Genomic DNA, 11876 nt, shown 5'->3' with positions numbered 1-11876 from the left:
CCCCATTTCCGCATTTCTCTAGTGAAGCGGGAGAGAATGCGATTAGCAGCTAACTTAGGTGATCACTTTTCAGGCTCAATAGGCGACTAAATTCCTTTTTGACTGCCTTGTAGCACTCGCAGGCTGATGCTTCTAGGCGATCGCGGTCTAGAATCTGGATCTTGCCGCGACTATAGGTAATCAACTGGTCTTGCTGTAGTTGTAGAGCTGCTTCCGTCACTCCGGAGCGCCTCACTCCTAGCATCGTTGCCAAAAACTCCTGAGTTAAAGCCAACTCGTCTGAACCCACTCCATCACTACTCATTAGTAGCCAGCGACAGAGCCGCGTTTTTATGGCGTGATGGCGGTTACAAGCGGCTGATTGAGAAGCAACAACAAGGACGGTGTGGGTATAACGGTGAATCAGGTCGTAGAAGCCTCCCCTGCGATCGAAGGCCGCTTTGGCAATGTCTGACCTAACTCGTATGCCTTGACCGGGAATCTGGACCATGTTCTGCATCGGAGTTATGCCAGCATCCAAGAAGACAGGCAAACCCACAACGCCTTCACAGCCGACCGAACCAGACTCTACACTTGCCCCATCCTCCAACACCGTCACTAAAGAAGCGAGTGCCGTAGTTGGAAAGTAGATGTAGGGAATCGGCTCATAGGGCATAATCAGAGGCTGACCATGAGTCAGCTCAACCTCTTCTAGATGCGGACGCAGAAGTTCCAGCTCTTCATTGGATACTTTAGCCAGCAAGCGATTTTTGATTTGCTGGCCTTTTAGGAGTTGAGTCGATGTTGAATCCATCTGTCTTCTTAGCTAGGAAAGGGACAGAACGCTAAACTCGGCCAAACTGAAAACTTTGAGCCATCTGAATTCACAGTGGCCGTTAAGCCATCAAACTCTACTGAGAGTTAAATGGCCTCGGTGAAGCAGACATTTCCTACTCTTACTATAACTAGCGATCGCAGCAAAACTGGCCTTAAGTACTATTGCAGCCTCTGTGATCGCCTATACAATTCCATCAAAAAGTTTGATGCAGAATCAACCGATTGCCTTCCGGATCGTAGGCATAGATTTCACGACCATGAGCAGCCACGATCATTTTGCTGGGTGGAGGAGCGGCGATCGCCTCTAGATGAGAAATTGCTGCTTCTAAATCTTCTACTTCCAGACATAAGCTCATACCACTATGCTCTTGAGATTGAAACTCTGGCTGATGGCTAGTTTTCGGCTGAAAAATTCCTAGTCTTAAGCCAGGAAGCTGAAACTCGGCGTAGCTATTAGGTAGGTGCAGGTGAGGGTCTTGCTGTAAGAGTTGGCAATAGAACTCCAGCAAGCGATCGAAATTAGTAGCAGCGATCGTGACCCAGGCAGATTTGCAACGCATCATGCTTTTGTGCTCCCCTCAACCCGCCGATCTGTCAGCTTAAGCCAGAATTTCTAATCGTATGCAGTGCGATCGCCTTTTTCCATAAAATAAACCGCACGAGGCGTTGAGTTTAACGCTTCATACGGCAAGCAATATCAAGCTAGATTACTGAACGCTCAAAATCTTTGCTGGAGTTTTAGCTCGGATGATTAACCAAGCGATCGCCCCTTGAGCCAGCAGATTTAGAGGGATGCCGCTTCCACAACCTCGTCTTCTAATTTAGTTTTAGCTTGCTGAAATTCTTGACCGAGTTGCTTGAGCTGCTGGTCATCCATGCAGTCTCGCGCCGCCTCAAAGAGTTCAGACTCTTCTTCCTGCACATGATGCAGAACCGCTTCCTTCAATTCTGCAATTTTTGCCTTAAATTCAGGCAAGTCAGGACTGAGGGCTTTAATTTCTTCTAAGAGTGCAACCGCCTCGTCGTGCTCCGATTCCGCTTCCTGAATCATTTCGTCCGTATCTTCATATTCTCTTAGACCCGGATAGAAGACGAGTTCCTCAGCCCGAGAATGTAGATTGAATTCTTTATAGAGTTGGTTAAAGAACTGGTACAACTGCCCTAAATTAGCTGCGCTCTCGATTTTAGAAAAGAGCTGCTCAACTTCGCGGTGATCCGTTGCGATCAATTCCAAAATGTCTTGGTTCTTGCCCTTGGCCATCATTTGCAACTCCTTGAGTGTTGCGACTTGCAAAATTGAGAAAATTCCCACCACCGAAGTAGTGGGAACGTGAGGTTATTGAGGTTTGCTATACAGGTGATATTTCAAATGCAACCAATGACTACTTCATAGAAGCAGACATTTGGTCTTGCAATTGGCTCTTCGCAGACTTAAATTGGGTCGCCAATTGCTCAGACTGATCACTGCTGAGGTTATTGCGAATGGCCGCAAACATGGTGCTCTCTTCTTGACGGATGTGGTCACCCACCGCTTCCATCAGTTGACGCACTTTGTCCTTGAACTCAGAAGAAGCAGGGCTGAGCGCCTTGATTTGATCAAGCATGCGCTTCATCTCAGCTTGCTCGTCGTACAGTTCCTGGGTGTCATTTTGACCGTAGAAGGGACGGACAGCCGGATAAACCACGCGCTCTTCTGCTTCAGCATGAACGCTCAAGTCTTTGTAGAGCTGACCGAAGTACTCTTGGATCTTTTGAGGATCGTTAGAACCCAAGATTTCGGTAAACAGGGTGTTGGTCTTGTTGTGATCCAAACGGATGACATCCTGGACATTCATGTCGGATTTGTCAGAGGATTGGGTCATCACGCTGCCCGCTACACCAGAGAGGGCTGCAACTGCGTCTTGTACTCGCGCCCACAGACCTTGATCGGCTTCTTGTCCGGTGAGTTCACGCACACCCAACACTTCTAGCACACCCTTGAGTTGTTCTTGGTGAGCCCGACTTTCAAAATTGATGGTGTTAAGAGGCCCGATTGCGAGTTCAACGTCAGCTCCTACTTTTTGAGCCGCTTTATGAACAATTAAGCCGCTCATGACTTGTTGGTGCTTCAGTAGTTCATGCTGGAACACTTTCTCAAAAATGCTCAGCTCAGAGCCACCCATCAACTGCTGTAGCTTGTCTACAAAACCACGAATGGTTTGCTTGGGCTCAGCTTTGATACCGTATTGCACAATCACGGTTTCCAGAACGCCCATGTTCTTCTGGTCATCCTTGAGCATTTCTTGGAAACGATGGCGAATATCTTGGTCGTTGATTTCGCTGATGAATCTTTGCTCATTAGCGATGAGCAACTCTTGAATAGCTTTAATATCAGCTAGCTTGGTACCAATCATCATCCGCTTTGTATCATCAAGCGTTGTTACCATTTTTAAGCTCTCCTCTTAAGTAATCATAGGATCAGAACTATCCTTGAGATTACTCAGACGCTTCAAGGGCTTCATCCTTCTCTCGACTGACTCGACTGAGAAGAATAGTGATTCAATGGGTAGAAGACTAGTTTTTGAGCTGCACAAAGGCAATTAGATTCTGATAGATTGATAAGAAATAATTAAAGTAATTTGTATAACTTATTAGCACTTTTAAGTCTGTAATTTTAAGTTACCCTACCCGCCTTTAGAATCATGAAGTCATAGACCGACAAGACTGATTAACCTAATCTATCCGTCATCTGCCCAAAGGGGTAATATAGGCAAAGCAAATCTATATTCTTTTGCTGATACTTCTTTTTGGAGCGATATTCATAAACTGTAAAAAGTTATTTTTTGCTGAATTTAATCCGGTTTTTCTAGCAAGTTCTTAAATTCTGATTAAATGCTGATTAGATGCTGCACCTTATCTCAAATTTATTAGTTGGCTAGCTAGATATAGCAATCCTAAATGGATTGGGAACAGGGGGTGGGGCTTCGCCCCCACGCAAGGGTTTTACCCTGCACCCCATTCAAGGGTTTTACCCTGCACCCCATTCAAGAATCAAAAAGGATTGCTATATACAACTCGGTTTTAGGAGAGCTGTCGGTTATTTTTTGCTCACTTCAAGAAGTGCCTTGCGCGATCGCCAAACCTGAGCTATTCCCCATCCCCTCATCTACTTCAATTGATTTAGGATTACGCCCTCGGAGCCCGATTTCATGGAAACATACGACGTTGTCATTATTGGTGCAGGCCACAACGGTTTGGTCTGTGCCGCTTACTTACTCAAAGCTGGCTATAGCGTTCTCCTGTTGGAAAAGCGTTCGGTGCCTGGTGGGGCGGCAACAACGGAGGAAGCGATACCCAACGAAGCCCCTGGTTTTCAGTTCAATCTCTGCGCGATCGACCATGAATTTATCCATTTAGGCCCAGTTGTCGAGGAACTGGAACTAGAAAAATATGGCTTGGAGTACCTCTATTGCGACCCCGTTGTCTTCTGTCCCCATCCTGACGGCAAGTACTTTTTAGGCCATCGCTCGGTCGAAAAGACTTGTGCAGAAATTGCTCGCTACAGTGAACGGGATGCCCAGAAGTACGCAGAGTACACAGATTTTTGGCAGCGGGTGATTGGCTCAATGGTGCCAATTTTCAATGCGCCGCCTAAATCCATCATTGATATCGTGGGCAACTACGACATCAAAAAGATGAAAGACCTCTTTTCTGTCATTGGCTCTACCAACAAAACACTGGACTTTATCCGCACGATGCTCACCAGCGCGGAAGACATTCTCAACGAATGGTTCGATTCTGAGTTTTTGAAGGCTCCTCTGGCTCGATTAGCTGCCGAGTTGGGTACTCCGGTTTCTCAGAAGACTAATGCGGTAGGCGCGATCATGATGGCAATGCGCCACAACCCCGGTATGGCTCGGCCTAGAGGGGGTACTGGGGCGTTAGTCAAAGCTTTGTTGAATCTTGTGACTAGCTTGGGCGGCAAAATCCTAACTGACCAGCATGTAGAAAAAGTCCTGATCGATGGCGGGAAAGCAGTGGGCGTTCGAGTTGCAGGGGGTACCGAATATAGAGCGACCAAGGGCGTGATTTCTAACATTGATGCAAAGCGGCTGTTTCTACAATGTATGGATCACTCCGATGTGGATAGTGCTGATCCAGAATTACGAGAACGTCTGGAGCGGCGGATTGTCAACAACAACGAAACAATCCTCAAGATTGACCTCGCGCTCTCGGAGCCATTACGGTTTGAGCGCTATAACCATCAGGATGAATACTCGATCGGCTCAATTTTGATTGCTGATTCTGTTAGGCATGTAGAAATGGCTCACAGTGAAGCGAGTGTAGGCAATATCCCCGATTCTGACCCATCGATGTATGTGGTCATGCCCTCGATGCTTGACCCCTCATTAGCTCCTGAAGGCAAACACACCGTCTGGATCGAGTTCTTTGCCCCTTACCAAATTCATGGTGCAGAAGGCACTGGGCTACGCGGTACGGGGTGGACGGATGAGCTAAAAAATAAAGTGGCCGATCGCTGTGTAGAAAAACTGGCAGACTACTCTCCCAACCTGAAACACTCTGTCATTGCCCGTCGGGTAGAAAGCCCTGCTGAACTGGGAGAGCGCTTAGGCTCTTACAAGGGCAACTACTACCACATCGACATGACCCTGGATCAAATGGTGTTCTTCCGCCCGCTTCCAGAACTCGCGAACTACAAAACACCGATTGATGGGCTGTTCCTGACTGGAGCAGGGACGCATCCGGGTGGATCTATTTCTGGGATGCCTGGGCGTAACTGTGCCCGCGTCTTCATCCATGCTCAACAGCCGTTTGCCTCAACTATCTCGGATGCAGGCAATTCTCTTAAATCAGTTGCGAAATCAGTGTTTCGGATGTCTTAAGGCCTAACCCCCAACCCCTTCCCTATAGAAAACGAAATTCAGTCTTTAAGAGGAGAAAAAGGTCGTTCTCTCTACTGAGGTAGAAACTCCTCGTAGCTGGTGAACTATAAGGATGGGGTTGCGTACCTCTGCTGAGTTAATTTGTGTTGGGTTGATGACGGAGCAAATTTTAATCTTAGGTGGCAGTGGGCGCATCGGCAGCAATGTAGCAGCGGATATCGTGGCTCACACCCAAGCGCAGGTGACGATTACAGGCCGTGACGCGATCGCTGGACAAGCCGTAAGCGATCGCTTAAGTTCTCAGGTACAGTTCTTGGCTCTCGACTTAGCGGAATCGGATAAACTCCGAGAAGCGATTAGCCAATCCCAGTTGGTGATTCACTGTGCGGGGCCGTTTCCCTACCGGGATGCCAGTGTGCTCAAAACCTGTATCGACTTGGGCGTGGATTACTTGGATGTGAGTGATCACCGCTCTTTTACCTGTCAAGCTGTGGAATACAAAGCGGAAGCTACAGCCGCAGGCGTAACCGCGATCGTCAATACAGGAATTTTTCCGGGCATCTCGAATAGCATGGTTCGCCGGGATGTGGAGCAACTAGATCAACCGGAGCGGATTCACTTGAGCTATGTGGTCGGTGGCTCTGGTGGGGCTGGAATTACGGTGATGCGAACCACATTTCTAGGGTTGCGTCGCCCCTTTGATGTCTGGAAGGACAACCAATGGCAGCAGATCAAGCCTTATAGCGATCGCGAAGCCATTCAGTTTCCCGCCCCCTATGGTCGCACCGGAGTCTACTGGTTTGATATGCCCGAAGCTTTTACGCTGCCTGATACCTTTCCTGAAATCAAAACCGTAGTGACCAAGTTCGGCACAGTCCCAGATTTTTATAACTATCTAACTTGGAGCGTGGCTCATTGGTGGCCTTCTAGTTGGCTCCGTAACGCTGGGGTGATTGAGTTTTTATCTCAAGTTAGTCATGGCATGACCGACGTGACCGATCGCTTTAGTGGCATTGGAGTCGCGATTCGCTCTGAGGTGAGTGGGCAGAAAGCAGGCGAAGCGGTGCGTTGTTGCTCTACCTTGGTGCATGAAAATACAGCGATCGCAGCGGGCTACGGCACAGGCACTCTCGCAGAGTTAATGTTAGCGGGCAAACTAAAAAAACCAGGAGTTTGGCCTGTAGAACAAGCCCTGCCAACTGACTTATTTGAGCAGGTTATGGCAAGCCGAGGGCTGAAAATTGAGCAAACTTGGGAGCCGATCAAGTAGCGCTGTAGGAGGGTGAAAAGGATGGCTGGAGCCAGAATGTTCCCTCTGACAGAAGGCAGCGCGATCGCAGGCTTGTAGGATTCCTTTCAGTTTGAATTAATAGATAGTGAGGGAATTTTAATGCAGCGAATTTTCTTAAAGTTAGGCAAAACCCTACTACAACAAGCACTTGTTCTAGGATTGATTACATTAATTAGTTTGTCTGGTTTATTTACATTTTCACAGCAACCTAGCTACGCTTCTGCTCAGACCAGCAATTCTCTAAGCCCCGAAGAGAAGATAGACCGTGCCTATAGCATCCGAGTGGGCACGGGTATCCGCGAAGAAGAGTATCAGCAGCGACGACAACAGGGTGAAGACCCCACCAAAATGAAAGATCCCTATACGAGAGAGATCAAGGCGGATCAAGAAGCGGTTCCACAAACGAGCGGCTTTGAAAAGAAAATCGATCGCACCCGTAACTTAGCTGGGAAAGCAGCAGGGAAGTAGTAACTGCTGATATACAAGAAATTTAACTGCTAGGAGGTGCCTGCTAAAGGTGCCTCTTTTGCATTTTGGTGGCTTTTGCTAGTTTCAGAAGCACGAGTGGTAGTTTAGAAGCAAATCTTTCACGAAAAATGACCGAGAGGTTTGGATGGATATCTCTCACCTATTTGTGCAGCTAATGATTGCGATGGTTTGTGCGGGAGCGGGCAACATGCTGATTCCGCGCCAAATCCCTGGCAAGATTTTTGGTTTGCTGATTGTTGGGTTGGCAGGGGTGTGGCTTGGCGAATGGACCACCAACCTATTGAAGCGGCAATACAACCTCAGCTTCGGTTTTTTAGAGTGGCGAATTGAAGGCGTACCTATTATCCCCGCCGTTATTGGCTCCGCGATCGTGCTCTATATCGTGACCACCTTACTTAGATGGGGCCGCTACAACAACTAGGGATTACTCTCCAAACCTTGCTCAGGCTCTTGAGACAGCTTTTGCCCAATTCTAGGTTCAGTACCTGCCAATAGCCGCTGGATATTGGTGCGGTGCCGCAACACTACATATAAGCCACCTGCGATCGCAAATAACTGGTAGGGCAACGGTTGGCCGAGCAGCAACATGAATACAAATACCGCGATCGCCGCTGTAATGGAGCTGAGCGAGACAATCCGCGATACTGCCATCACCACCCCAAATACAGCCAAAGTAGACAGACCCACTTGCCAGGAGAGCGCCAGTAATACCCCCAAACCTGTTGCTACCGACTTGCCACCTGTGAAGTTTAGCCAAATAGATTTGCTATGCCCCAGCAAAGCTGCTAATCCCGCTAGTGTTACCATCCAATCCAATGCTGCGCCACTTGCGAGTGCTCCTGCCCCCGTTGCTAAGTCTTGAGCGATCGCCAAGGAGTAGCACCAACGCACCAGGACAATTGCTGAGACTCCTTTCAAGATGTCAATCAGCAAAACTGCGATCGCTGGCCCTTTACCCAACGTGCGTAAGACATTGGTGGCCCCTGTAGAGCCAGAACCATGCTCCCGGATATCAATGCCTTTGAGTAACCGACCCGCCAAATACCCAGGTGGAATTGACCCCAAAAAATAAGCCACCAACAACAGAATTGCGTTCCCCGCTAGCCATAGCGCCATGCCTATTTCCCCTCACCCAGTTAAGACTACAAACCAATCAACTGCACCATTTTCCCCCTTGCTAAACTTCTACCCGACACAGAGAAGCACTTGTAGCTTTCTCCTCCTTCCCTAGAAGAGAAGGGGACTGGGGGTTAGGTCATCTCTAGAAAAATCTTGGCATCTGAGGATCTGGTGCAAAAGCCAGCCACAGCGAAAACTGCAATAAAGACAGGCTAATTTGGTCTTCTGTGTCATCCACAATGATCAGCGGCAGTTGATTTTCTTGCACCAAGCGATCGGCTTTTTGAATCAACGGCTCTGGCGCTTCAAACAGCACAATCCCTTGCTCTGGGCCAAAGTCGGCGCGAGAGATGCCTAAGCAGTCTTGCAAACCGCGTCGCCACTCACCCAATCGTTCTGGGGTATTAGCCAAGATGAGAGTGCGTAAGCGATTGCCATACAGCCGCCGCAAAATCGAAACAATAGCAGCAGAAACCAAAATATTTTGCAGGCGGCTCCCCATTGTCCGTAGCGCCCCCCGTCCCCCTTGGGTAAAGAACCAGTTGGACACGCGCTCCGCATGGACAGGCTCAAAGGTGCGCCGCAACTGCCAAGGCGCGCCATAGTAGTCGGGTGAATTGCGATAGCGATCGAGCAAGCTACGAATTTGCTTGGTTTGGTCTTGAAAAGATTGCTCGGCAAACTGTGGATTAGAGGCAGCTTGGCGCTCTGCGGGTCTGGCTTCCGTCACTGCTACAGGTGTCACTGCTTCCTCTGCTTCGGGTACCAGTGGCAGTTCTTCCGCCGCATTGACTAAATCTTGCAGACTACCCACTAAGTAGTCCTTAAAACCTTGAACGCGGATTGCTAAGTCCTGCGAAACGCCCGCAAACGTAGTCCGCATTTCAGTCCGCACCCGCTCTTGACGGCGCTCTAGCTGCTCCACGGCAATTTGTAGCGTTTGCTTGCGCTGCTCCAACTCCCGTAGCCCTTCTTGTACCAACCGCCCCATCGTGGCTTGGGTTTCTGCCAGTTGGTCTTGTTGCTGCTGCAAAGTGGCTTGCAGCACTTGAATCTCTTGCTGCAACGCTTGCTCTCGACGCTCCAACTCAGCCACTCTTTCGGCTGGGTCTGCGGTGCCATTGGTTGCTGTCTCGGCGATCGCGTCCCCAAAATTCAATGGCTGCGAAGATAGCTTGACTTCAAAGGTAGGTTCTGGCGTTGGCAGTTCGTCTGAGTTCATGAGATTACAAGCAACGAATAATTCTAAATTTTTACTCTGAGTTAACCTCATCCCGCCTGCGGCACCCCTCTCCCGTGGGAGAAGGGATGGGGGAGAGGTCTAGCTTTACTTAAACTTATATTCCTGAATTGGAATCAACTCTCGGGCAATGCTGCTCTAGACAAGTTTGCAGCATTTTGGCGTCAAATAAGATAGGTAGAAAGTGAATGCTCTTGACTTCTTTGAAGTAAAACAAAATGGGAATTTGGGGCCAAAATATCTGCCAGTTTTGCCAATCTTGGTAAGGAAAACGGCGAATCAATGTTTCACCGCGATAAATATCTAAATCAGTAGCGGTAAAACGTAAGCGCAGGGTTGCGGCTTGGACCAGCAAAAAGAGGCCAAATAGCGCGATCGCCAAGCCAGCCCAAACCTGAACCAGCAAAAGCGGCACTGCACCCAAAACCAGTACCACTGGCAAGACATAACTAGGTGACAGTTCTACAACGGTATTCGATTGGGTGGAAGCAGGAGTGGCAGTCACAGGTGCTAACCCTCTTGTTGAGTGCATTCCCATTCTAAAGGGTCACGGCTTTACAACCCTTCTAGAACTGCGCTACCTGTGCCACGAAACAGCAGCCACGACAGAAAAAAGTTAGAGATAAATATAGCCAATAGCGCCGTCACTACAGCAGTCGTCGTAGATTGGCCGACCCCTTTAGCGCCACCTGTGGTCGTTAGTCCCCAACTTGTACCAATGACTGCAATCAGTGCTCCAAAGACAATTGACTTAATCACCGCACTCAACAAATCGCCTACATCCAGGAAATTACGGGCCGAGTTCAGAAAGGTGGATTGCGAGAGATCATATAGATTCGTCGCAATTAATAACCCGCCTGCCATGCCCGTCACAAAGGACATAATGGTTAAAATTGGCAGCATCAAGCAGCAGGCAATCACTCGCGGAATGACTAAATAATCGATGGGGTCAGTCTTGAGGACATAAAGCGCGTCGATCTGCTCAGTGACTTGCATCGTGCCAATTTCTGCGGCAAAGGCAGACCCAACTCGCCCTGCCAATACCACCGCAGTCAAGACAGGGGCGAGTTCGCGAGCTAGAGATAACGCCAAGACGCCTCCCACCGCATTAGTTGCACCGAAGGTAATAAACTCACGCGCTACCTGAATTGTGAACACCATCCCGACAAAAGCAGCGGTAACGAGGGCAATCATCAATGACTCTGGACCCGCCACTGCCATTTGATCGAAGGTGTTGCGGCGGTGAATTTTACCTGCTAGGAGATGGATCAGTACTTGTCCACCTAACAGAATCGCTGCCAGCAATCGCTGACTCCATAAACCAAGACTAGAACCGGGTGTCGTTTCGCTCAAAGGGAAGAGGTAACAGGCAACAACCTTATCCAGAATAAGCGGATAAAGCCCGATTCGGATAGAGACTGCCTCAAGTGCTACAGCCGAAGTTGTCTTTACCACTGGTAGAAGCCCTGCGAATTTAGTAAAAAATTGTTAAATTCCTGAGCGATCGCCACCCTTAAAACGACTCAAAACAGCGAGATTAGCCACAGATCTTCAACAAGCTTCTTGATGGAAATTTAAGATTTTTGAAATCTGCCTTTAGGCTGAGCGATCGCGACTATTGTAGAAGCCAGTAAGTATGCTTAACCCCATCTTCATTGTCAGTTCAACCGGAGTAGCCTTCTCTGCATGAGTACTTTGCCTCCTTTTCTCCGTTCACTGCTTCTGACAAGCATCTTGAGCTTTACAGCGCCTTTGATTTTGGTAGGGGCAATTTTAGTCAGTCTTTCTCTACTAGGCTATGTTCCCTTGCTAGGGTCGCTTGGCGAAACTGGACTGCAGCAAGTTTTACAGTTTCTCGCGACCTTTGGCAGTGGGCATCCGTTTCAAGGGCTAGTGATTATTGGCTTTACTTGTGGCTTGGTCGGCGGTTTGTTCGACACTTTTAACTTTTACCGCTACCAAAATTTGCGCAATCACTAAGCCTGGTCATCTCTGCTCAAGAGAAAGCCCAACCATAGGGCTGGGCGGGACGTCACGC

At 48.7% G+C, this 11876-nt stretch carries 13 protein-coding genes; 5 read left to right on the top strand and 8 right to left on the bottom strand.

What is annotated here, in order from left to right; genetic code table 11:
- Positions 1-49 precede the first annotated feature (49 nt).
- From KME12_01240 to KME12_01225, 4 genes are all read right to left on the bottom strand, one after another.
- On the bottom strand, positions 50-793 hold the full coding sequence (locus KME12_01240) for a Crp/Fnr family transcriptional regulator (protein ID MBW4486391.1): 744 nt from the start codon (positions 791-793) through the stop codon (positions 50-52).
- A gap of 217 nt (positions 794-1010) precedes the next feature.
- Entirely contained in the window at positions 1011-1376 is a 366-nt protein-coding gene (locus KME12_01235; GenBank protein MBW4486390.1) for a VOC family protein, read from the bottom strand.
- Between the two features lie 224 nt (positions 1377-1600).
- The gene (locus KME12_01230; protein ID MBW4486389.1) at positions 1601-2128 is read right to left on the bottom strand and encodes a hemerythrin domain-containing protein; all 528 of its coding nucleotides are present in this window, start codon (positions 2126-2128) and stop codon (positions 1601-1603) included.
- A 70-nt stretch (positions 2129-2198) separates the two neighbouring features.
- A complete protein-coding gene (locus KME12_01225; protein ID MBW4486388.1) occupies positions 2199-3242 on the bottom strand; it encodes a hemerythrin domain-containing protein in 1044 nt (347 codons plus the stop codon).
- Positions 3243-4004: 762 nt separating this feature from the next.
- Between KME12_01225 and KME12_01220 the strand changes: the two genes are divergently transcribed.
- From KME12_01220 to KME12_01205, 4 genes are all read left to right on the top strand, one after another.
- Positions 4005-5699 (top strand): NAD(P)/FAD-dependent oxidoreductase, encoded by a 1695-nt coding sequence (locus KME12_01220; GenBank protein ID MBW4486387.1) that lies wholly within the window; start codon positions 4005-4007, stop codon positions 5697-5699.
- A 154-nt stretch (positions 5700-5853) separates the two neighbouring features.
- Positions 5854-6969, top strand: coding sequence for a saccharopine dehydrogenase NADP-binding domain-containing protein (locus KME12_01215; GenBank protein ID MBW4486386.1), 1116 nt, complete (start codon positions 5854-5856; stop codon positions 6967-6969).
- Between the two features lie 120 nt (positions 6970-7089).
- Positions 7090-7458, top strand: a complete 369-nt coding sequence (locus KME12_01210; GenBank protein MBW4486385.1) for a hypothetical protein — start codon at positions 7090-7092, stop codon at positions 7456-7458.
- Positions 7459-7603: 145 nt separating this feature from the next.
- Positions 7604-7900 carry a hypothetical protein gene (locus KME12_01205; GenBank protein MBW4486384.1) on the top strand — a complete coding sequence of 99 codons (297 nt, stop codon included), beginning with the start codon at positions 7604-7606 and terminating at the stop codon, positions 7898-7900.
- On the opposite strand, the gene plsY is transcribed toward KME12_01205, so the two are convergent.
- The 4 genes from plsY to KME12_01185 all read right to left on the bottom strand — a co-directional run bounded on the left by plsY (position 7897) and on the right by KME12_01185 (position 11191).
- Positions 7897-8595 carry a glycerol-3-phosphate 1-O-acyltransferase PlsY gene (plsY, locus tag KME12_01200; GenBank protein MBW4486383.1) on the bottom strand — a complete coding sequence of 233 codons (699 nt, stop codon included), beginning with the start codon at positions 8593-8595 and terminating at the stop codon, positions 7897-7899. The two genes, KME12_01205 and plsY, sit on opposite strands and share 4 nt — an antisense overlap.
- A gap of 145 nt (positions 8596-8740) precedes the next feature.
- On the bottom strand, positions 8741-9820 hold the full coding sequence (locus KME12_01195; protein MBW4486382.1) for a DUF3086 domain-containing protein: 1080 nt from the start codon (positions 9818-9820) through the stop codon (positions 8741-8743).
- Between the two features lie 115 nt (positions 9821-9935).
- The gene (locus tag KME12_01190; protein ID MBW4486381.1) at positions 9936-10370 is read right to left on the bottom strand and encodes a DUF3119 family protein; all 435 of its coding nucleotides are present in this window, start codon (positions 10368-10370) and stop codon (positions 9936-9938) included.
- A 23-nt stretch (positions 10371-10393) separates the two neighbouring features.
- Positions 10394-11191, bottom strand: coding sequence for an MlaE family lipid ABC transporter permease subunit (locus tag KME12_01185; GenBank protein ID MBW4486380.1), 798 nt, complete (start codon positions 11189-11191; stop codon positions 10394-10396).
- Positions 11192-11524: 333 nt separating this feature from the next.
- Between KME12_01185 and KME12_01180 the strand changes: the two genes are divergently transcribed.
- Positions 11525-11818, top strand: a complete 294-nt coding sequence (locus KME12_01180; protein MBW4486379.1) for a hypothetical protein — start codon at positions 11525-11527, stop codon at positions 11816-11818.
- Positions 11819-11876: the final 58 nt, after the last annotated feature.

Origin of the sequence: Trichocoleus desertorum ATA4-8-CV12 (assembly GCA_019358975.1) — a bacterium.
GTDB lineage: Bacteria > Cyanobacteriota > Cyanobacteriia > FACHB-46 > FACHB-46 > Trichocoleus > Trichocoleus desertorum_A.
This window is presented reverse-complemented; position numbering and strand designations above follow the sequence as displayed.